Genomic DNA, 22,757 nt, shown 5'->3' with positions numbered 1-22,757 from the left:
CACTGCCTGTCATATCAGCATAAACCAGGGTATTACCAAATGGCTGGACCTTAAGAACATCTTTATAGGTGATATCACCCGCATCGATAGAGTCACGAACCCCACCGCCACTCATCACCGCAAAATCTGCACCCGCACGTTCCATTTGTGCCGCCAATAGCAACCGCGCCAGATTAGTTTGCTCGAAACGTACTTTGCTGCGATCCCCTTCCAACTTGCCATTCACACTACCCACTTTGACATCCAGCTGCGCTTTGCCCTGTTGTTCAAATGGTGTCAGCAGTTTCAGCATTGATGGGTCTTGAGCAATCTCTTGGGTATAAAACACCCGCTCACTGGTACCATCCGCTTGCTCGACTTTTTTCTTTAAATTCACTGGGATTAACTGATAACTCACTAACTTCAACTCGCCATTACGGAATTTGAAGTCTGCACGGCCCACATATTTGCCCCATTCATGCGCTTGTACGATCCACGTACCATTCTGCCGATCAGGAGCACAAGGTGTGCCAGGAACATAATCAGCTTGCTTATGGTTCTCACTGGCCATACAGACCGGATCTTGTGAATGCCCACCGACAATCATATCCAGATAACCCGCTGGTAAGCTGCGCGCCATCTCGACATCACCCGGCGCATTCGACCCGTGCTTGCCATCATCGTAATGGCCCATATGAGTCGCTGCGATAATAATGTCAGGCTTCTCAGTTTTTCTCAGTTGATCGACAACTTGCCTGGCTTCTGCTGCGGGGACGCGAAATTCGATATCAGTGAAATACTCGGGATTTCCAATCTTGGCAGTATCATCGGTGGTTAAACCAATCACCGCGATTTTCACACCTTGCTTATCAAACAGAGCATAAGGTTTGAATAATCGCTGTTGAGTGCTTTTCTGATAAATATTGGCGGATAATAGCGGGAAGGTTGCCCATTTTTCCTGTTGGCGCAACACACTTAGAGGATTATCAAACTCGTGGTTGCCAATAGCCATTGCGTCATAACCGACCAAGTTCATACCGCGGAAATCAGGTTCAGCATCCTGTAAATCAGATTCCGGAACACCGGTATTGATATCCCCGCCGGAGAGCAACAACACGCTACCCCCTTCTGCGGCAACGTGTTTGCGAATGTCATCAACTAAAGTTTTCTGTGCGGCCAGACCATACTCACCATGGTCATTCTGCCAAAAATGGCCATGATGGTCATTAGTGTGCAGTATGGTGATATCGTAAGTTTTATCTTTTTCCCAGGCCGCAGCCCATCCCGGAGCAAACGCCAGCGACACAGCCAAAGCAGTTGCTGTAGTCGATAGTGAAAAACGCATAGCAAATCTCCATGTTGTCGTTAAAACCAGCCTGTTCAGTGCCAGTTTAATGAGTAAAGAGGGGGTGACACATACCAATATCATGACAAATCAAGGTCATACTGTGACGCAACTCTTATTGTAATGTGATGATGCACGTATGAATTTCAGAATATTTGAATATATATCAAATTGTATCAGCTGTAGTAAAAATCATTCGATCTGCATAGTATGTATTCATTACCAACACATTATTAACAGTGAAATTATTAGGCGAATACTCACTATGACCGATCGTTCTGAGACGGAACTCCCTCCCTCCGTCAATACCCAGCCCTTCGATAATACCAAGGTAAAGCGCACATCATTTTCCATCTTGGGTGCAATCAGCGTATCTCACTTACTTAACGATATGATCCAGTCGCTGATTCTGGCGATTTATCCGCTATTACAAGCCGAGTTTTCACTGAGTTTTGCGCAGATTGGATTAATCACCCTCACTTACCAACTGACCGCCTCATTATTACAGCCACTTATTGGTCTCTATACCGATAAGCATCCGCAGCCCTATTCACTGCCAATTGGTATGGGTTTCACCTTATCAGGTATCTTGCTGCTTGCGGTTGCCACGACTTTCCCTGTGGTTTTACTGGCTGCTGCATTAGTCGGAACCGGTTCTTCGGTCTTCCACCCAGAATCGTCGCGAGTCGCTCGCATGGCATCCGGTGGCCGCCACGGTATGGCACAGTCTATTTTTCAGGTGGGAGGCAACTTCGGCAGCGCTCTCGGCCCACTATTAGCCGCTATCCTTATTGCACCTTACGGTAAAGGCAATGTAGGTTGGTTTTCACTCGCGGCACTGCTGGCTATTGTGGTGCTGTTGCAGGTCAGTAAATGGTACCAACAACAGCAAAGAGCAACACATGGCAAAGTAGCCAAAGTCTCATCGGCCAAAATACTGCCTAAAAAGACGGTTATTAGCGCGTTAGTTATCTTGATGGTGCTGATATTCTCTAAATACTTCTATTTGACCAGTATCAGCAGCTATTACACCTTTTATCTGATGCATAGGTTCGGTGTTTCGGTACAAAATGCGCAAATACATTTATTTGTCTTCTTGTTCGCTGTTGCCGCTGGCACCATCATTGGCGGGCCTCTTGGCGATCGGATAGGTCGAAAGTATGTTATTTGGGGGTCAATATTAGGTGTTGCACCATTTACCCTTGTTTTACCCTACGTTTCTCTGTATTGGACCGGGGTTTTAACCGTGATCATTGGCCTTATCCTCGCCTCTGCCTTCTCGGCAATACTGGTGTATGCGCAAGAGCTTATTCCGGGAAAAGTGGGCATGGTATCTGGTCTATTCTTCGGTTTTGCTTTCGGTATGGGGGGGTTAGGTGCGGCTGTACTAGGGTATGTTGCTGATTTAACCAGTATTGAACTGGTTTATCAAATATGCGCATTCTTACCATTACTAGGGATAATGACGGTTTTCCTGCCCAATATAGAAGATAAGTAATAGTAATAACCTTATAATCCCGACTGAGATATATGTTTCAGTCGGGAGAGTTCCCTACGTAATAGAGATAGAAACAGCAAATCCCTCACAAACAACCACTTCAAACAATTTCCATGCCAAAGCTGACTTTTATCGATAAAAAATGAATTTTTATCGCGCATTGATCGCATAAATGCAATAAACTGATGTTATTGCTGTGAAATGCTTGCCGCCCTGCCGAACTAGAAGGAGTCTGGATGCACCACTCAACACCCTTAATTACCACGATCGTCGGAGGCCTTGTTCTCGCCTTCCTCTTGGGCACCTTGGCTCACCGCCTGCGCATCTCACCACTGGTGGGGTACCTTGCCGCAGGGGTGCTGGCCGGGCCATTCACGCCAGGTTTCGTTGCTGATACCTCATTAGCACCAGAACTGGCTGAAATCGGTGTTATCTTGTTGATGTTTGGTGTCGGACTTCACTTCTCACTTAAAGACCTCCTCGCAGTCAAAGCCATCGCCATACCCGGTGCCGTAGCACAAATTGCCGTCGCCACCTTGCTCGGGATGGGATTGTCTCATTTATTAGGCTGGGATTTGATGGCAGGTTTTGTCTTCGGTCTTTGTCTGTCAACGGCCAGTACCGTGGTATTACTGCGAGCACTAGAAGAACGGCAACTCATAGATAGCCAGCGGGGGCAAATTGCTATCGGCTGGCTGATTGTCGAAGATTTGGCGATGGTACTCACATTGGTGCTATTACCCGCCTTTGCCGGCGTGATGGGTAACGAAACCACCAGTCTGAGTCAGTTATTCACTGAATTGGCTATAACCATCGGTAAAGTGATTGCCTTCATTACGCTGATGATTGTTGTAGGCCGCCGTTTGGTCCCCTGGATACTGGCTAAAACCGCCAGTACCGGTTCCCGTGAGCTATTTACCTTGGCAGTGCTGGTCTTAGCACTCGGCATTGCTTACGGCGCAGTGGGGCTGTTCGATGTATCCTTCGCCCTTGGTGCATTCTTCGCCGGAATGGTATTGAATGAATCAGAACTCAGCCATCGCGCAGCACAAGATACCCTGCCGCTACGTGATGCATTCGCCGTACTGTTCTTCGTTTCCGTTGGGATGTTATTCGACCCAATGATTTTGCTACGTGAACCATTAGCTGTACTGGCTTCACTAGCTATCATTATCTTCGGCAAATCAGCCGCAGCGTTTATATTAGTGCGGATGTTTGGTCACTCAAAACGCACAGCACTCACCATTTCTGTCAGCTTGGCACAAATCGGTGAATTCGCCTTCATCCTGGCAGGACTGGGTATTTCTCTCGGTTTAATGTCAGAGCACAGCCGCAATTTGGTACTGGCTGGCGCGATACTATCCATCATGCTTAATCCGTTACTCTTCACACTGTTAGATCGCTATTTGGCAAAAAATGAGACCATGGAAGATCTAATTTTGGAAGAAGCCGTTGAAGAGGAAAAGCAGATACCCGTCGATTTGTGCAATCATGCACTGTTAGTCGGTTATGGTCGAGTGGGCAGCTTATTAGGTGCAAAACTGCATGCTGAAGGTATTCCATTAGTGGTCATTGAGAACTCTCGGCCAAGAGTTGAAGCGCTACGTGAACAAGGTATTAATGCGGTATTAGGCAATGCTGCAAGCTCAGATATTATGTCGCTTGCTCGTTTGGATTGTGCTCGTTGGTTATTACTGACCATACCGAATGGCTACGAAGCTGGGGAAATTGTCGCCTCCGCCAGAATTAAACGGCCAGACCTTGAGATAATTGCTCGCGCACATTATGACGATGAAGTGGTTTATATCTCAGATCGTGGTGCGAATCAGGTTGTGATGGGCGAACGTGAAATTGCCAACAGTATGCTTAATATGTTGAAGATAGAAACGCTGACCGAAGAAGATAAACGCCCGCTTTGCCCAATTTAAAACATCTCAGTGTTAGCAAGTTATAAACCAATAGGGCCAGCATATGCTGGCCCTATTCACTATTTCACGACAATTATCTTTCCCAGTACGACTCTTCCAAACTGTCTTCCCGCTCAGGCAAACCACGCGTCAAACGCGGTGAATGCTGATTCAACACTTGATAACTAACCCGATTGGCATATTTACACACTTGCGCCAATGAAGAGTAACTAAGGCAACTACGGACATGTTTACTTGAGTTAGGAACATTATTACGATGAAAACCATTGGCAGCAATGTCATGCAGCACCGCCGATAAAGCACCATCCCCTGCCCCATTAGTATTCATTATTTTCTCTGGGCCCCCCATATAAGGGGCGATATGAGAAAAAATACGCAATGCATTCTCGCAATGCTCTTTGCGCATCGCTCTACTGAACTCATACAGGTTAAATTCAGCAATAGCACCAGGTAATAATGGGTGCTGAGTTTGGCGTTTATTAGCTTCTTCCGTATAGCCCGCCATATAAAGGCCATTAGGGCCTGCGGTGCAAAGCACTAAATCAACCCAGTCCAAGGCCATATCTGAGGCCATCAGCGGATCATTAAGCCCCGTCAGTTCATAAGCTTCATCTTCATTCATCGCCACTATAGATACGTTTTCTTTAAGAAAATCACGCCACCACTGCGGATTATCTGCAATAACGTATTTTGTCCCAAGTGTCATCACGACAGGAACATTATATTTCTTCGCATAACTGATAGCTTGCATCGTCGCTTCCGGCATTGGCTCGCCCGGTTTGCAACGCACTAAATAAGCGGTGAGAACCAATGCCGATGCACCTGCGATAATATCTTCAGGAATACTTTCTGGTCGTAGCTGATTCATTTGGCCCGGACTGATCGCAAATGTGCGCTCACCATTATCTGTAATGAGAGTGAAACAACGACCAATTGCACCATCAACTGCCTGTAAATAGTTCAAATCAGTACGACTAGAGGTATTACACAGATAACGATAGGCATAACTACCAATTTTGATATTGCTGCACATCGTACCTAATAAAATAGAGCGGTCATCGGCCAAAACAGAATAATTGTGCAACGTATTACCAATGGTTCCACCTGCAAACTCGTGAGTGATCAGCCCATTTGCAGTGAGTTCCTGATAAAGGCGTTCAGCGACATCATCCTCGATAACCAAAGAGTGCCCCTGACTAAGACCATAACGCGTAATAAAATCCTCATCGACCTTCGCTTCAATATCAACCAGCGTTTGATCAATGCCTACAATATACGATGTACTGACCTCATTTTCTGTCTGTGCCGGTTGTAATAAAGGATCACGAGCATTAACAGGAAAATAGTGCTTAGATTTGCGTTTACCAGGAAATTTCATTGTCGTTTGTTACAAAATTAGAGATGAAAAGATAGAAAGATTTTAGCACAAGTGGGGAGGAGGTACAGAAAGGGCTATGGTTTTAAACATACCATCGCCCTTAATTATATCAATAATAGAGAAAATTATTCTTTAGGTAAATCTAATAATGAACTTTGACGTTGGCGAATATAATGGCGAACTAACACAAAAGTAAAGGAACCCAATAATCCAACAAATCCAAAGAGAATAATTATCTGAAGACGCCTTTTATTACTTTGTTGCACTGGTTCAGATGACTGCTGTAAATAATCAAATGAGTGAATATCAAGAACAATGGGTTTCAGCGCACTAATCTTATCAAGAAAAAGTTTCTTGTTTAATAAGTTAATATTAACAATCGCAGGATCAGTTATAGATTTTTCAATTTCTAACTGACGGCTCAAAGCATCATAACCCCACGAAATAGGATAAGGATTATTACTGCCCGACTGAGCATCAAAAGCATTACCAACCGGCTTTTGCAATCCAGCAGCTTTGGCCACTGAAATTGCATTTTCCAGTTGCTGGATTCTAATCTTTTGTTCATTTTTTATTTGCTGTAAGGCAAGTTGATACTCATCATTCGCGGTTTTTTTGTAAGTATCTATTGTCAACTTTATTTTCTTATTGAAATAGTCAATAACTTGCGCATCAACATAACCAATATAGTTCGTTAAACCTTCTTTTAAGCCTGAATCATGATTAGAGCTGTAGGTAAGGACATAATTATTTTTATTTTCGTAAAAATTAGGCGCCAGCCTGTCGGGAACAAGTAGTCCAATCCCCATACTTCCTACAGATTCAATTTTAGAGCTTGACAGGTATGTATCGAAAACATTTTGAGATGAGAAACTCTTCCTGAACTCGGTAAACATATCTTCAGAAGTAATATCTAGCTCAATACCCAGTACAGACAACGCCGATTCAAACGAATCAAGAGGTTGTAGCTGATTATCAGAAATAGGTGACACAACTGCCGAGCTGATCCACTGCTTTGGAGATAAGACGGTAATAAAAACACCAAAAATAATAAAAATAATAGTGGTAAAAAAGATGAGTTTGAATGATTTAAATGCAATAAAAACCAATTCTATAAGATCTATTTCATCTTTATTTGAAGATAAATCACATTGTTTAAAGGAAGATAATTTCTGATTATCTGTAGATCTAGTATTCATCAATTTTTATCCATTATATTAACTTAACAAAGTACTAAAACAAAAAAGTGACAACTAAAATTCGTCTGTTATTTCTTGTATCCATCAGGATTCATCTGTTGCCATCTCCAAGCATCTTTAAGCATATCCGATAAGTTTCTTTTCGCGGACCAACCCAGCTTTTGTTGCGCGAGTTCAGCACTGGCCCAACACTCTGCAATATCGCCAAGCCTACGAGAAACAATGTCAAATGGAACTTTCACTCCTGTAACACGCTCAAATTCTTCAATGATCTGTAAAACAGAATAACCGATCCCAGTACCTAAATTATATACAGTGAACCCAGGTCCCATGCTATTTAAGGTGCTAAGGTGTCCTTCAGCCAAATCCATTACATGGATATAATCCCTTACTCCAGAGCCATCCGGAGTATCATAATCATTACCATACACAAGCAATTTAGCTAATTTACCAATTGCGACCTGGGTAATGAATGGTAATAGGTTATTTGGTTTTCCATTGGGGTCCTCACCAATCAAACCTGAAGGGTGAGCACCTGCGGGATTAAAATATCGTAGTGCTGTTATCGAAAAATCGGGGTGAGCTAAAGAGAAATCTTTCAGTATTTGCTCAACCATAACTTTTGATGTGCCGTATGGGTTAGTCGTTCCTCCAACTTTGGCACTTTCTGTCAAGGGAATGAATTCAGGAACACCGTATACTGTAGCAGAGGAACTAAATATCAGCTTTTTAACATTAGCGGTAAGCATTTCCTCAAGTAAAATAATAGAACCTGTTACATTATTTTGGTAATACTCAATAGGTTTATTTACCGACTCACCGACCGATTTTAAACCGGCAAAATGTATTACAGATTCAATTTTGTGATTTGAGAAAACATTTTTCAGAGAATGTCGGTCAAGTATATCACCTTGATAAAATATCGGCGTTCGGTTACAAATTCGAGTTACTCTTATTAATGACTCGGCTGATGAATTAATTAGATTATCAAAGACAATGACATCTTTCCCTTGCTCTAACAAGGCTAATACAGTATGTGAACCTATGTAACCCGCACCACCAGTAATTAGAATAGCCATTCCGCATCCCAAAATAATATATTAATTATATCCAGCCATATTGAAAAACATACTCCAGACACTCTCTCATATGTGATTGATTTATTAATCAGCCACCTAAAATAATTCTGCTATATTCTTCTTTTTTATTACTGACATCAAATTTATTCTTTTTATCTTGAGCAATAGAATAAAAACTTTCGTAGTTGGCGAAGATATTTTCCAATGCGACTGACAAGCTCTCTTCCGAGTTAGTGATTAGCAAGCCATTTCTATCAATTATCTCATTGCAACCACCAACATTACTTAACACCAGAGGCAATCCTGCTGTTGCTGCCTCCAATGCTGACATTGGTAAACCTTCACTATCTGAAGTAAGAACAAAAACATCATACTCATTAAATCTATTAAAACTATTAATTTCACCTAGAAACTTTATGTTATCTGATGTCGAATATTCATTAACCAATGAATCATAATAATCGCCAGCCCCAACAACATCTAACTTATATTCCGTGTTATCTGCTACGACCTTACAAATTAAGTCTGGTCTTTTAGGGTGAGTTAATCTACCCAGAAACAATATTTTATTCTCGCATGGTCTATTATCACGTCCAGGTAGTGCTGTAATCGAATTAAGAGAAGTTATTATTTTTTTCCTTTTTATGCCAATTTCATTAATGGCTTTTAGTTCATCACTTTTCGAAACACACCAGATAACGTCTGTCAAATATGACAAATAACGCTCAACCATACAAAATAGAGATTTTAATACCCGTCCATTATACAAACAAGACCAGCCATGAGAAACATAAACGCATCTAAATCTCATAAAGACACGTGCAAGTCGGCTATATAATCCTGCATTAGCTGAACTAGCAACTACAATATCAATATTGTTTTGCTTCAGTGTTTTATAAATCAGATATATTGCTTTAATACTAGTCATCTTTTTCAATTGAGGGATAACTATTATTTTATCGCACGAAATAGATTCAGTTAACCAGCCATATTCCGATGTTATTAGTGTGATATCACAGTCATTACGAAACAACCTAACCTGTTCCGCAACCCAGCTTTGGGCTCCACCAATCTCTGACTTAGTTATTACAAATGCAACCTTCTGCATCTCTGCTCCTCAAGCTAATATAATTCCATATGCCGCTACTCAGAAATTACAAAAATTATTTATTATGCACAAATTCCTGTGAAATTGTTTTCACCACGGCATCTTGTAGAGAGTAAGGGGCTGAAAAATTATAATTGCTAATGTTAGCAGAACTAAATTGTGTCTTAGCACAAAACTTTTTAATTCTAATACTGCTAACTGGCAATTCTTTACCACTAATTTTAGCTAAAAAGTCAAAAGCATAACCGGCACATATACCAATAGCATATGGCACTCTAATTATTTTACTCTTTTTCTCAAGACAGTCGTAAATAATTGTAGACAACTCATTCATTGTAAAGTCGGGTTTATCTACATAATTAATCAGATGGTATCCTGCTGGGAATGAGAGAGTAAGCGCCAAGAAAGCAGCTATGTTCTCAACATAAGCCATAGACTTTTTATTTTCGCCACTGCCAATCATCAAGAATTTTCCTGATGCAATTTGCTTAAATAAGTTGTAAACATTACCTCTATTGCCAGCGCCAAAAACAACAGTAGGCCGGATAGTAACTAATTTTTTATTAGTAGAGGATTTAAACCATGCATCATACACTTTTTCAGCTTCTAACTTAGATTTTCCATAATGGTTAAAGGGAGCATATTCTCCACTTTCATCAGTATCTTTTTCAACGAATCCATAAACAGCAACAGAAGATGTGAAAACAATATTCTTGATATTAAGACTATCCGCTGCCTTACAAATATTTTCCGCGCCATCAACATTAACTTGATAATAGAGGCTGATGGGACGTACATTATCTTTATGCTCAGCAGCTAAATTAATAATTAAATCATGCCCAGCAAGTGCAGTAACCAAATCTGTATATTCGGTAATATCACAATACTTCCATTTATCGGGATATAGAACACTTTCAACCTTATCAAAAATAGTAAATTTAATATTTTTGCTGTTAAATAAATTGGCCAAATTTGTACCAATGAAACCAGAACCACCAACTAAAGCTATATTCATATAAATTCTCTTTCTTATCCTCAAAAAATCAATAATCGCTAGATGTTAAAATATCTAATACCTCAGCAGTTTTTAATCTCATCAAATCAAAGTCTCCTCTAGACTCTACATTTAGCCTCACCATTGACTCAGTGTTTGAAACTCTTAGATTAAAACGCCACTCGTCGAATTCGATGCTGATGCCATCAATTAAGTCACAGGAATTAGATGATCCTTCATAGTGATTTTTTACACGTTCAATTGCACTAATCGGATTCACCAGAACCCGATTAATTTCTCCCGAAGATGGATATTTCGTAATCATTTTATTTACAAGCTTATCTAAACTTTCATTTTTAATACACACTAATTCTGCAACAAGCAACCAAGGGATCATTCCACTGTCACAATAATTAAAATCACGAAAATAGTGATGAGCACTCATTTCACCACCATATACGGCATCTTCCTTTCTCATTCGTTCTTTAATAAAAGCATGGCCAGTTTTAGACATTATAGGAATGCCCCCCGCACTTACTACAAGATCTATTGTATTCCAGCATAATCTAGGGTCGTGAACAATTTTGGACCCCGTATACTTACTCAGAAAGGCTTCGGCTAATAATCCTACGATATAGTAACCTTCAATAAAGTTACCATATTTATCAAACATAAAACATCTATCAAAATCACCGTCAAAAGCAATTCCTATATCTGCATTGTGTTTTAGTACCGCATTTGATGTTTCTGCACGGCACTCTGGGAGTAATGGATTAGGAATACCATGAGGAAAATTGCCATCTGGTTCATTATTGATTTTTATAATTTCTATTGGAATATTATTTTTAACGAAAAAATCATCTATTCCATCAACTACATGCCCTGCGGCACCATTGCCTGAGTTGATTACTAAACGTAACCCTCTAAAATTATTTATATTTATATATTGCATTAAGTGAGAAATATATTCCTCAAAAATAGATATTTTTTTATATTCTCCTCGAAGATTTTCGTCAACAATTTCAAACTGATTCATCTCAGCTAAAGACTGTATTTCTTTAAGACCACTATCAGAACTAATAGGCTTAGCTTCTGCACGAACAAGTTTCATGCCATTATAATCAAGAGGATTGTGACTGGCAGTCACCTCTATACCACCATCGAGACAAAGATGAAAAGTTGCAAAATACACTTCTTCGGTACCCGCAAGACCTATATCTAACACATTGACTCCAGAATCACGTAGTCCTTCTATAATGGAGAATTTAAGCGATTCACTTGTCACACGGACATCATGGCCGACAACAACTTGCCTTGGTTTTAAATATTGACCAAATGCTCGCCCTATGCGATAGGCAATATCTACATTAAGTTCGTCCCCAAGACGTCCACGAATATCACAAGCTTTAAAACAAGTTAGTTTATTCATACTCAATATCCCACACCATATTCTTCGAGTCTAATTACATCATCTTCTTCTAAATATGCGCCAGTTCTTACCTCAACAAGTTCTAAGGGGATCTTGCCAGGGTTCTCAGCAGAATGTGCTGTTCCTACAGGTATATAGATAGATTCATTCTCAGTAAGTAATAAAACCTCACCATCTTTCGTTACCTTAGCTGTGCCAGACACAACAACCCAATGCTCTGCCCTATGATAGTGAATTTGAATTGCTGTTTTTTCGCCAGGCATTATTGTTACTGTCTTTACATGAAATCTAGGCCCACTTGCAATTGTTTCATGCTGGCCCCAAGGCCGAAAAACAGCCTTGTGCTGTAAAAATTCAGGGCGCCCATTTTGTTTTAAAATTTCAACAATATTTTTAACATTTTGAACTTTATCTTTTCTCGCAACTAATACCGCATCTTTTGTTTCGACTATGACTAAATCTTCTACACCGACAGTTGCTATCAATTTATTTTGAGAGTAAACAAAACTATTCTTAGTATTATCAGTAAGAACGTCACCTCTTATCGAATTACCATGACTATCTTTCTTACTTATATCCCATAATGCTGACCATGAACCTATATCACTCCATTCAACATTAATTTTTATCACCACTGAATTTTTAGACTTTTCCATTACTGCATAGTCTATAGACTCACTCGAACAACTCGTAAACTCTTTTTCTCCCAATTTTATAAAATGTAAATCGTGGTGCGCTTCTTTAATTGAGGACTCGCAAGCAACTAGTATATCAGGCTGAAATTTCTTTAATGCAGAAATATAGGATGATGCCTTAAACATAAACATTCCGCTATTCCATAAATACTGACCTGAGCCAAGATATTCTTTAGCTTTATTTAGATGTGGTTTTTCAATAAAAGAAGATACACTGAATATCTCATCTGCTATTTCATTCCCAAGGTGTATATAGCCGTAGCCTGTTTCAGGAGAAACAGGTGTAATACCAAAAGTCACTAATACACCGCTATTGGCTAAGTTTACTCCTTTCTTAATGGCTTTTTGAAATTCTAAAGTATCTTTTATTGCGTGATCAGCAGGCAATACCAACATAATAGGGTCTGATTGATCAGCTAACAGTTTCAACGCTGCGACAGCAATCGCCGGTGCAGTATTTCGACCCACAGGTTCAAGTAAGATGCTGTCATATTCAATTGTTTTTTCTCTCAATTGCTCAGCAACTATAAACCTATGTTCCTTATTACAAATAAAAATTGCCGGCCCATGTTCAATTCCATCTAAACGAGATATAGTATCTTGTAACATAGTAGATTCAGACAATATTGATAAAAACTGCTTGGGATACAAAGATCTTGAAAGCGGCCATAATCTGGTACCTGCCCCACCAGCAAGAATTACTGGAACAATGTTTTCATTTTTCATATTATTCACTTCATTGAATAGTTTGAGTTATATATTACTGAATATTTAATTATCGAGAGTCTTTATATATATTCAACCACCGGTCTACCGCTTTTTTTAATGAATAATTTCCTACAATAGCTTTCCTACCTTTCTTTTCTCTTTGTTCTTTTTCATCACTTTGCATTTTTAAGAGTTTATTTGTTTTATATGCTAAATATTCTGGATCTTTTATTGGTGCTAAACCACCTAATCCACCAACAACCTCCCTAACACCGCCACAGTCTGTGGCAACTACCAATAATTCGCACGCCATAGCTTCGGCAACAACCAAAGCAAAACCTTCCCATTCAGAGGACAGTACAAAAATATCAGCTGCGCACATTAATCTATGAATATCATTCCTTACCCCAAGAAAAACAACCCTATCGATGATACCTAACTCAGCTGCGTATTCTTTCATCGAAGGTAATAGCTCACCGTCACCAGCGATATATAAAACAGGCTCGATATCATTATTATATTTACTAAGTAACAAGGCGAACATTTTCAGTAAATTTGGATAATCTTTAGCTTCCGTAAAACGACCAACGGATAATATAACACTATGGTTCTCGGTTATGCATAACTCATTTCTAACGCTGTTCCGCTCTTCTTGAGAAAACTTAAATAAGTCAGTATCAATACCATTATAGACAACTATCATTCTATTTCTAGTTGAAGCGCCTTTAACAATAAAATTATCGACAGCCTCCATGCTAACATTTGTCGATAAAGTTGCTAATCTATCAGTTAATCTATAGAGAAGCATTCTTAGCCGCCCCCCCTCATTACAACTATGTGCAGTACAGATAAGTTTAGGGAATTTAATAAACAACCTAGTCATTCGAGAAAATATGTTCGCATGGAACATATGGCTATGAACCACATCAGGTCTAAATTCTTTTATTATATTTTTTAGTTTTATAATAGATGACGTTAAGCTTACTAAGTTTTTTCTCATATCTAACTGATGTACAGTAACATTATTTTTAGGTAATAATTTAGCGTAACCAGTAAGTGAAACCAAAACTATTTCGTGTCCCAACAACCTCATTTCGTCCGCTAATTGAATGACTTGTTTCTCTGCTCCACCGAGTCCGAGTCCAGTAATGATATATAATATTTTCATAATATTACTCTCTTACTCTCATTGCCATCCCTTTTAATGCATGGTATTTCTTTAAAAGAAAACCCAAACAACTCTCACCAAAGATGACATTAATGAAATATAATGTCATAATTTTAATAAATCTCAGGGCAATACCGCAGTTAATATTAGAGATTCCATTTCTATTGCGTGAAGTTAATGATTCTTTAAATGTTATAAAATGCATTTTGTAATTCGTTGAAACACCTCCATATCCCATAATTACAATTGGTTTATCGTTTTCAATGAATTTAGGGTCTAAACCTTTCCACAAACGCAAACATCTTAGTAATAGCTCAGCATCAGCAGTAACTTTCATATTAATATCGAATCTTTGCTCTCCTATAAATTCCCTAGAATAGATTGCACTCATTATTGGCATAGGTAAATTACAATATATATGATTAAACTTAAACCCAAAAACATCAAACCACGGCTCTCCTAATATACTAGTTATATCTCCCGATGGACCTTCACAAGCAATTTTTCCATATATAATAGGGACTGTTTTATTATTATCAGGAACAGCATTTAATAGTGTAGCCAAAGAGTCTTTGGAATAAAACACATCGTCAGCCCCAATGAAAAGCAACCATTCTCCTTTAGCTAAACTTACCCCTTTATTCCATGCATCATAAATTCCTTTATCTTTTTCCGAATATAGTCTAATTCTTGTATCAGTGTAGCTTTTAATAATATCTAAACTTTTATCGGAAGATATTCCATCTACAATTATGACTTCATAACTTTCATATGATTGAGATAATATACTATCTAAACATGCAGAAATATATCCATCGACATTGTATGTAGCTATGATTATAGAAACTAATTTTTTATTTTTCATAATTAATGATTACTTGCCCTTAATATTCGATTATAGCTAATTATTACACCTAGGGTTAGCCCAACGACCAGCCTAGAATATGTATCAAATGGATGCATTGTAAAGATTATCAATGCCTGAAGAGCAGCGATTGATGCATAATAAAAAGAATCATTTTGTAATTCAAATTGGTTAGTCTTGCCGATTAAATTATATATAAAAATAAATATCATTAGCGTAGGTATTGTGCCAATGAGTACAAAGAAACGCAGTAGAAATGAATGTGGGTCATTTGGGACGGTGTAACCCATATGATACATAATTTTATAAATTCCAGCTAATGATTCAAAACTATCAGCGCCGACACCAAAGAATAAGTATTCTTTAGTATGATTAATTATCCAAAAAATCATACTAGAACGTTCTATATTACTTGCTGTAGGAGTAAAATATGATGTCGGCATTTCATAAAAAGTAAAACCGATGATGTACATTATTACTATGTAACTTATTGGGAAAGCTAAAAATATTTTCGATATGTGTTTTTTTATATTAAACCTTGATATTAAAACAATAGTTGTAATTATACAAAGTAATATTTGCCCTCTATAGTCTGTATATATCGCCTGTCCTAACTCAAGAAAAATAGATATATAAACAAAGGAGATCATCATTTTTGAATTATATTTTTTTTCATTTAAAACATATGATATAAAAATCGTAAACATAAAAATGAACGGGAACGTACTATATTTATCTAAGGCTCTGTACTCAAGAAGAAAAACAAATGAATGCATCAATGCAATTATTATTAATAATAATTTTGACAACTGAGGATTCATTACACCAAAATATATTATAATAAAAAATGATAATATTTTGAGAGTTTCGAAAAGTTCTATTTTTAATTTCAAAGACAAACTAATTGCTATGAATATAAATATAATTAAAATAAAAACTAAGTTTTTTATTTTAATTTTTTCCTTTCTATTCATATATAATAAAAATGGAAATAATATAAAACTTATTACTTCTATATAATAGAAAATGAAACCAACTTCCATATTATCCTACCTGTTTACCTATGTCGGAAATCTTCTTTATATAGCTAAGCTGAATAACTGGATATATAAATTTTGCGTATGCAATAAAGATAAGACCTAAATGAGATATGGCTAAAGTTGTAATCATCATTAAGGCCCCACCCACTAAATTTACTTTAGCTATATATCGGGAGTTCCCCATACCTAAGATTATAAAGTGAAATGTACTTAAACATGATAAGAATAGGTAAGCTAGAGATAATGCTTTTAAGATATGATAATTTTCATTTGCAAAAGAATCGCCAATCCAGATACCTAGAATAGGCTTACTAAATAAAAATAGAACTAGGCATGGAGTTCCTGATAATATTGCGGAAAGAAATATCAACTTAGTCCAGTTAGGAGGATAATTATTACTGGCTTTGTATCTTGAAAACATTGGCATGAAAATTTGATTTGCGGCAGCTGGAATGCTAAACGCCAACTGAGCTAATTGAATACATGGAACATATGAGGCTAGTTTATTAACACCAAGCATAATGGGGATAACTAATCTATCAAAAAGGCCTAACGATGTCCCACCGACCAATTGCAGAAACATCCATTTAGCTTCAACAACCCGAATATACATTTCTTTAATTGTGAAATGAGGAAATACATATTTATTTATAGCAAATGTACATGCACCAATATACTTTACGCAAGATTTAGCCATTGTTGCCAGAAATGTGAATAGAAGGATATCATTATATATAATTCCTGCATATATAATACAGAACCAGATAATCCGTCCAACAAACTCTAAATAAAATGAATAATGAAATAGCTCATATCCTTTGACTGTATTAGTAAAAAGATTATCAATTTCTTGAAAAAATGCAGTGGCAATGACAAATAATGAAAACGTCCCCAAAAAATCGGGGTTATACAAGTTAATTAAAAAAAAGATAGGATAATAGAATAGTAGGATTATAGAATAAATTGATATAACTACTGATAATGCAGAATCCACTTTATTTATAGCCATATCCAATTTATTCTGAGCCAAAGACTCTGATATTATTTTTGTAGTCCAAGCAGTAATACCTAAGCAAACAACTTGAGAAAAGGATGAAAGTGATATCAATAAAATCCATGAACCATAACTATTACTTCCTAATTTATTTATAATAATTGGTGTCAAAATTAGTAATGCTAGCGGACCACAGAATTGCTCACAAATGGGCGGGGCTACTCGTTTAGTAAGAAATATAATTTTACTTTTTATATTTTTCATTGTTATAGAACTCCGTTTCAATTTTTAGCTTTCTGAAGTAGAAGTAGTAATTGAAATACTGGCTAGACAGTAAAGGAGTACATAGATTACTCCGAAAAATAAAAGTCTCCTAAGTACCTAGAGACTTTTATTTTTTCATAAAAAATTTTAAGACATTATTCCCCTTAAAAGGAATAATTCATCAGTAAGATCTACTTGGTGATTCCCAACAAAAAGTCCGTACTCATCAATATATTCTGCATTGGACATATTGCCAGAAACTTCATAATTAAAAAACTTCAGCACTTCTTTATTTTTCAAAAAATTACCAGTCACAATAGGTCTACATTCGATACCCGCGTTAACCAATTTTTTAACTAACTCAGCCCTTGAAATGGGGGCATTTTCTTTGAGAAGTAAAGCAAATCCAAACCAACTGCTTTCTCCTATCTCGTGTTGAATATCGATGTAAGGATGGTTGAAGAATAACTCTTTAAATACAATTGCATTATTTTGGCGTACTTTTATAAAATCTGGCAATTTTTTCAGTTGCTCAATACCAATTGCGCCACTCATTTCTAGCGGACGTACATTGTATCCAGGAAGAACAAACTTGAAAGACTCTTCAAATGGATCACTACTTTTTTGCCCCGTTATATGATTGAATTCAGGTAAATTTCGAGTCCAGCCATGGGCTCTTATACAAAGTAAAATATGGTATAATTCTTCATCATCCGTGATAACACAACCGCCTTCCATTGTTGCAATATGATGCGAGAAGAAAGAGCTAAATGTCCCCATTAGACCATAGGTACCAGCATATTTTCCATTTAGAGTAGCCCCCATAGACTCACAGTTGTCTTCTAAGATAAAAATATCCTTGCCTTCTATTATTTTATTTATTGCATCAAAATCATTAGGATTTCCCAATAAATTAACGGCTAAAATAGCTTTTGTTTGTTCTGTTATTGCTGATTCTAATTTTTTTAAATCGATATTTAACGTTTTTTTATCTATATCAACAAATTTAACTTTAAGGCCGTACTGCTGCAATGGGAAATATGTAGTAGACCAAGATACTGCGGGAACTATAACCTCATCACCTCGTTTCAGCTTGGGGTTTTTCGTGAAAAATAATGAGGCAATCATTAATAGGTTAGCTGTTGAACCAGAACTGACCATCACTGCATATTTGGAACCAAAATAGTCAGCAAAATCCCTTTCATATTGTTTAACAGATTCCCCCATAGTAAACATGTTAGAATCAATAACTCGCTGAATGGCACTAAGCTCTTTTTCATCCCAAGTACTGCTTGCTAATGGAAAATTAGTCATCATTGTTCTCATTTAAAAAATATTGATAGGTAAATGCAATTCCATCTTTCAAATCTGTTTTGCTGTTCCAACCAAATTCTGACAATAGCGTTGTATCGATAAGTTTGCGGCGCATACCTACGGGCTTTGTTTTATCATAAATAAATATCCCTTTATAGCCTATAGCTTTAGCTATGACCTTATAATACTCAGTTATAGTGTAATCATGTCCTAACCCAACATTAATATTCTGTGGCATCTTAGAAAAATGATCGATAGAGTAAAATATAAAATCAGCTAAATCCGCGGCATACATAAACTCTCGTCTAGCTTCACCATCTCCCCAAATTTCAACTTCTTCTTTTTTTTCTTTCATTGCTGTAACAATTTTTCTTATTACAGCAGGAATCATGTGAGAGTTTTTTTCATCAAACTTATCATATTTTCCATACAAATTGCACGGTATAGCAGTTTTATACTCAAAGCTTGAGTCTTCTCTATTAATATATTCACACAATCGCGCACTCGCGATTTTTGCTAATGCATAGCCTTCATTTGTTGGCTCTAGCTCCCCTTTTAAGATCAAATCTTCAGTTAATGCTGTATCTTTGCCTTTAGGATACATACATGAACTGCCTAAGTTTAATAACTGTTTTATATTATTCTCTTTAGATGCAGTTATTAAATTTAATCCCATTGACATATTTTCAATAAGAAATTTTACTGGGTTACTAATATTTGCATGAATCCCGCCAACAACACCAGCAGCATGAATAATAAAATTAGGTTTATTTTCGGCTAAATAATCATTAATCTTTGACTTATCCAGTAAATTCAATTCGCTACTTGATGGTGTCAAAAACTCATAAGAATTAGACATGGAATGATTAAGAATATTTCTACCCACCATTCCTCTTGCACCAGTAAGAAGTATTTTCACTGTTTACCTCAATTAGATTCTATTGAAATAGAAACGTCATGACCATGCGATTTTAAAAGAGCTATCGCTTTTGCTTGTTGCAAATCATTTTTAACCATTTCAGCACACATTTCATTTACCGTAATTTCTGGTTCCCAACCTAATTTATTTTTTGCTTTTGATGGATCGCCCAATAAAGTTTCAACTTCCGCAGGTCTAAAATATTTTGGATCTACTTTAATAATAACATCCCCAATGTTGACTACTTTGGAATCACTATTATTAATTGATTTTACAATACCTACTTCTTCAACGCCTGAACCTTTAAATTCTAGTTCAATGCCCAACTCTAATGCAGCGATACGGACAAACTCTCTGACAGAAATTTGTTTACCTGTCGCAATAACGAAATCTTCTGGATGATCTTGCTGTAACATTAACCATTGCATGCGTACATAATCTTTCGCATGCCCCCAATCTCTTAGGGAATCTAAATTACCTAAATATAAGCAACTCTCTAATCCTTGAGATATGTTAGCAAGCACCCGTGTAATTTTTCTCGTTACAAATGTCTCCCCGCGGCGAGGTGATTCGTGATTAAATAAAATGCCATTGCACGCATAAATACCATAGGCTTCACGATAATTAACAGTGATCCAGTATGCATATAATTTTGCTACCGCATAAGGTGAACGAGGGTGAAATGGTGTTGTTTCTTTCTGAGGAATTTCTTGAACTAAGCCATATAGCTCTGAAGTTGACGCTTGATAAAATTTAGTTTTCTTTTCGAAACCTAAAAAGCGAATGGCTTCCAGTAAACGTAATGTCCCCATAGCATCAACATCTGCTGTATACTCTGGTGAATCAAAAGAAACAGCGACATGGGACTGCGCCCCTAAATTATACACTTCATCAGGCTCAATTTCTTTCAGTAACCGAGTTAAGTTTGATGAATCAGTTAAATCGCCGTAGTGTAAAAAAAAATTTTCTTTATTTAAATTGCCACTTTGAAATATATGATCTATCCGTTGAGTATTGAATGAAGATGATCGCCTTTGGATACCATGAACTTGATAACCCTTAGCTAAAAGAAACTCAGCCAAATACGATCCATCTTGGCCTGTAATTCCTGTGATTAATGCTTTTTTCATATATTCCTCTTTATTTAAAGATTAATAGAGGATAAAAATTTACACTCTCTATTAATTTTGTATAATCATATTTTTAAAATCGATATAATTATTATAATGTGCACAATATAAAATCTTCAATGTATTACTTGATTGCACGCTACCGCCCTTGGCTCACAGCAACCAATGCACTGATTTTTTTTGTAAAAACCTTGTAATCCAATCCCTTACCTAGATTTACATCACAGATTCAGTTGCCAAGATGACTAGACAGTCTTTTCTGTAAAAGCACAAAATACGCAAAATTATTATATAAGCCTTAATTTTCCAACATATAACCTTTCATTACAAGAAAAATGTGAAACATATCATTTTTGGATATTTCATAATTCACACCTAATTACCATCACGAAAGCATAGAAATATCAATTCGGTTTTTTCTGATTTATAGAATAAAAACACTTAGAATATTTATAAAATCAGAAAAAAACATTCATATGTAATTATTTCATCAAATATGAATATAGCCCTCCTAAGCTTATTTCGCCACTAACACGGCGAGTGTTCGCTAACTAACTGTTCTAAAAGGTCTATATGTGCCTTATCATCGTTCAGGGCAGGTATATATTCAAACTTCTCGCCGCCGGCATGTAAGAAAATCTCTCGGTTTTGTTCTTTGATTTCTTCCAATGTTTCCAGGCAGTCAGCAGAAAAACCGGGGCATATCAACTGAATATATTTAACACCTTGGGAGGGCAGACTTTTTAAGGTTTCGTCGGTATATGGGGTTAACCACGGCTCGCGACCGAATCGGGATTGATAAGTCATCATGATTTGCTCTGCCGGTAAGGCTATTTCAGCACGTAAAGCGCGGCTGGTGTCTTCACAGCGTTGTGGATAGTCATCTCCTAATTGCGCATAGCGTTTAGGAATACCATGAAAAGACAGGACTAATCTGTCTGGCTTGCCATGCTGCGCAAAAGAGTGTTCAACACTTTGTTTTAGCGCTGAAATATAGGCGGGATGCTCAGCATAATCACGGATAAATGAAATCGACGGCAAACGGCGATAGTCTTTCAAAATGCGGGCAACTGCATCCCAGACAGCCGCACTGGTCGAGCAAGAATATTGGGGATAAAGCGGTAATACCACCAGCTTAGTCACACCTTGCTTCAGTAATTTATCAATGGCATCTGGTAGATTCGGTGAGCCGTAGCTCATACCTAACTCTACAGGGATATCGGGCATACGGGCGGCTAACGCTTTTTGTTGCCGGCGGCTATAGACCAATAAAGGCGAACCTTCTTCCATCCAGACAGATTGATATAATTTGGCCACCCGCGGGGAACGAATGGGCAGAATAATACCGCGCAACAAAGGCCACCAAAGTAATCGCACTGTATCCACAACTCGGCGGTCACTCAGGAACTCAGCCAGATAGCGTTTTACTGCTTGCGCTGTTGGGGCATCCGGTGTGCCCAGATTAACCATCAGTACGCCGAGCTTGCTTTGCTTCATGCAGGAGTCCTTATTGTGTATTACGCTGTTTATTCCAACCGGCAAATATGCTGCCAATGGTATCTGCAAAATAATAAAGGCGACCCCTTAGGCCGCCTCGACTATCTTACCATCCAGAATTAACCGAGAATAGTCGCCAGTTCCGCACTGACTTCTGCTACTTTACGGGTTCCGTCCAGTTTAAAATATTGTGTGTTACCTGCATCAGCTTCTTTACGATAGTAAG

The 22,757-nt window shown here is 37.7% G+C and carries 18 protein-coding genes and 1 pseudogene; 2 read left to right on the top strand and 17 right to left on the bottom strand.

The genetic code is table 11. From position 1 onward, the window contains the following. Positions 1 to 1,324: bifunctional UDP-sugar hydrolase/5'-nucleotidase UshA (gene ushA / locus ACNSO8_RS15360; RefSeq protein ID WP_418395150.1), on the bottom strand; the 1,324-nt coding region annotated here is incomplete at its 3' end. 265 nt (positions 1,325 to 1,589) lie between these two features. Here ushA and ACNSO8_RS15355 point away from each other — a divergent pair. Both ACNSO8_RS15355 and ybaL read left to right on the top strand, forming a co-directional pair. Continuing rightward, on the top strand, positions 1,590 to 2,822 hold the full coding sequence (locus tag ACNSO8_RS15355; RefSeq protein WP_418395149.1) for an MFS transporter: 1,233 nt from the start codon (positions 1,590 to 1,592) through the stop codon (positions 2,820 to 2,822). A gap of 236 nt (positions 2,823 to 3,058) precedes the next feature. Further along, entirely contained in the window at positions 3,059 to 4,750 is a 1,692-nt protein-coding gene (ybaL, locus tag ACNSO8_RS15350; RefSeq protein WP_418395148.1) for a YbaL family putative K(+) efflux transporter, read from the top strand. Positions 4,751 to 4,823: 73 nt separating this feature from the next. On the opposite strand, the gene ACNSO8_RS15345 is transcribed toward ybaL, so the two are convergent. The 16 genes and pseudogenes from ACNSO8_RS15345 to adk form a co-directional block, all read right to left on the bottom strand. Beyond that, entirely contained in the window at positions 4,824 to 6,128 is a 1,305-nt protein-coding gene (locus tag ACNSO8_RS15345; protein WP_418395147.1) for an inosine/guanosine kinase, read from the bottom strand. A 125-nt stretch (positions 6,129 to 6,253) separates the two neighbouring features. Next, entirely contained in the window at positions 6,254 to 7,327 is a 1,074-nt protein-coding gene (locus tag ACNSO8_RS15340) for a Wzz/FepE/Etk N-terminal domain-containing protein (RefSeq protein WP_418395146.1), read from the bottom strand. Positions 7,328 to 7,395: 68 nt separating this feature from the next. Continuing rightward, entirely contained in the window at positions 7,396 to 8,406 is a 1,011-nt protein-coding gene (galE, locus tag ACNSO8_RS15335; protein WP_418395145.1) for a UDP-glucose 4-epimerase GalE, read from the bottom strand. Between the two features lie 88 nt (positions 8,407 to 8,494). Beyond that, a complete protein-coding gene (locus tag ACNSO8_RS15330; protein ID WP_418395144.1) occupies positions 8,495 to 9,514 on the bottom strand; it encodes a glycosyltransferase in 1,020 nt (339 codons plus the stop codon). A 55-nt stretch (positions 9,515 to 9,569) separates the two neighbouring features. Further along, positions 9,570 to 10,529 carry an NAD-dependent epimerase/dehydratase family protein gene (locus ACNSO8_RS15325; RefSeq protein WP_418395143.1) on the bottom strand — a complete coding sequence of 320 codons (960 nt, stop codon included), beginning with the start codon at positions 10,527 to 10,529 and terminating at the stop codon, positions 9,570 to 9,572. Positions 10,530 to 10,557: 28 nt separating this feature from the next. Then, the gene (locus tag ACNSO8_RS15320) at positions 10,558 to 11,937 is read right to left on the bottom strand and encodes a phosphomannomutase CpsG (RefSeq protein ID WP_418395142.1); all 1,380 of its coding nucleotides are present in this window, start codon (positions 11,935 to 11,937) and stop codon (positions 10,558 to 10,560) included. A gap of 2 nt (positions 11,938 to 11,939) precedes the next feature. Continuing rightward, positions 11,940 to 13,358: a mannose-1-phosphate guanylyltransferase/mannose-6-phosphate isomerase gene (locus tag ACNSO8_RS15315; RefSeq protein ID WP_418395141.1), complete on the bottom strand. Its 1,419-nt coding sequence runs from the start codon at positions 13,356 to 13,358 to the stop codon at positions 11,940 to 11,942. A gap of 49 nt (positions 13,359 to 13,407) precedes the next feature. Next, positions 13,408 to 14,508 (bottom strand): glycosyltransferase, encoded by a 1,101-nt coding sequence (locus tag ACNSO8_RS15310; protein WP_418395140.1) that lies wholly within the window; start codon positions 14,506 to 14,508, stop codon positions 13,408 to 13,410. A gap of 4 nt (positions 14,509 to 14,512) precedes the next feature. Then, positions 14,513 to 15,373: a glycosyltransferase family 2 protein gene (locus ACNSO8_RS15305; RefSeq protein WP_418395139.1), complete on the bottom strand. Its 861-nt coding sequence runs from the start codon at positions 15,371 to 15,373 to the stop codon at positions 14,513 to 14,515. Positions 15,374 to 15,375: 2 nt separating this feature from the next. Next, a complete protein-coding gene (locus ACNSO8_RS15300) occupies positions 15,376 to 16,416 on the bottom strand; it encodes a hypothetical protein (RefSeq protein ID WP_418395138.1) in 1,041 nt (346 codons plus the stop codon). 1 nt (position 16,417) lies between these two features. Next, positions 16,418 to 17,671, bottom strand: a complete 1,254-nt coding sequence (locus ACNSO8_RS15295) for a lipopolysaccharide biosynthesis protein (protein WP_418395137.1) — start codon at positions 17,669 to 17,671, stop codon at positions 16,418 to 16,420. A gap of 147 nt (positions 17,672 to 17,818) precedes the next feature. Further along, entirely contained in the window at positions 17,819 to 18,988 is a 1,170-nt protein-coding gene (locus tag ACNSO8_RS15290) for a DegT/DnrJ/EryC1/StrS family aminotransferase (RefSeq protein ID WP_418395136.1), read from the bottom strand. Continuing rightward, positions 18,978 to 19,904, bottom strand: coding sequence for a GDP-L-fucose synthase family protein (locus tag ACNSO8_RS15285; RefSeq protein ID WP_418395135.1), 927 nt, complete (start codon positions 19,902 to 19,904; stop codon positions 18,978 to 18,980). The genes ACNSO8_RS15290 and ACNSO8_RS15285 overlap by 11 nt, the downstream gene beginning before the upstream one ends. 8 nt (positions 19,905 to 19,912) lie before the next feature. After that, positions 19,913 to 21,034 (bottom strand): GDP-mannose 4,6-dehydratase, encoded by a 1,122-nt coding sequence (gene gmd, locus ACNSO8_RS15280; RefSeq protein ID WP_418395134.1) that lies wholly within the window; start codon positions 21,032 to 21,034, stop codon positions 19,913 to 19,915. A 528-nt stretch (positions 21,035 to 21,562) separates the two neighbouring features. Beyond that, complete coding sequence (gene hemH, locus ACNSO8_RS15275) at positions 21,563 to 22,531, bottom strand: ferrochelatase (protein ID WP_418395133.1); 969 nt, start codon at positions 22,529 to 22,531, stop codon at positions 21,563 to 21,565. 119 nt (positions 22,532 to 22,650) lie between these two features. Further along, a pseudogene (gene adk / locus ACNSO8_RS15270) lies at positions 22,651 to 22,757 on the bottom strand (adenylate kinase); the annotation flags it as partial.

The sequence above is a fragment of the Yersinia sp. LJYL362 genome (assembly GCF_048323875.1).
This window is presented reverse-complemented; position numbering and strand designations above follow the sequence as displayed.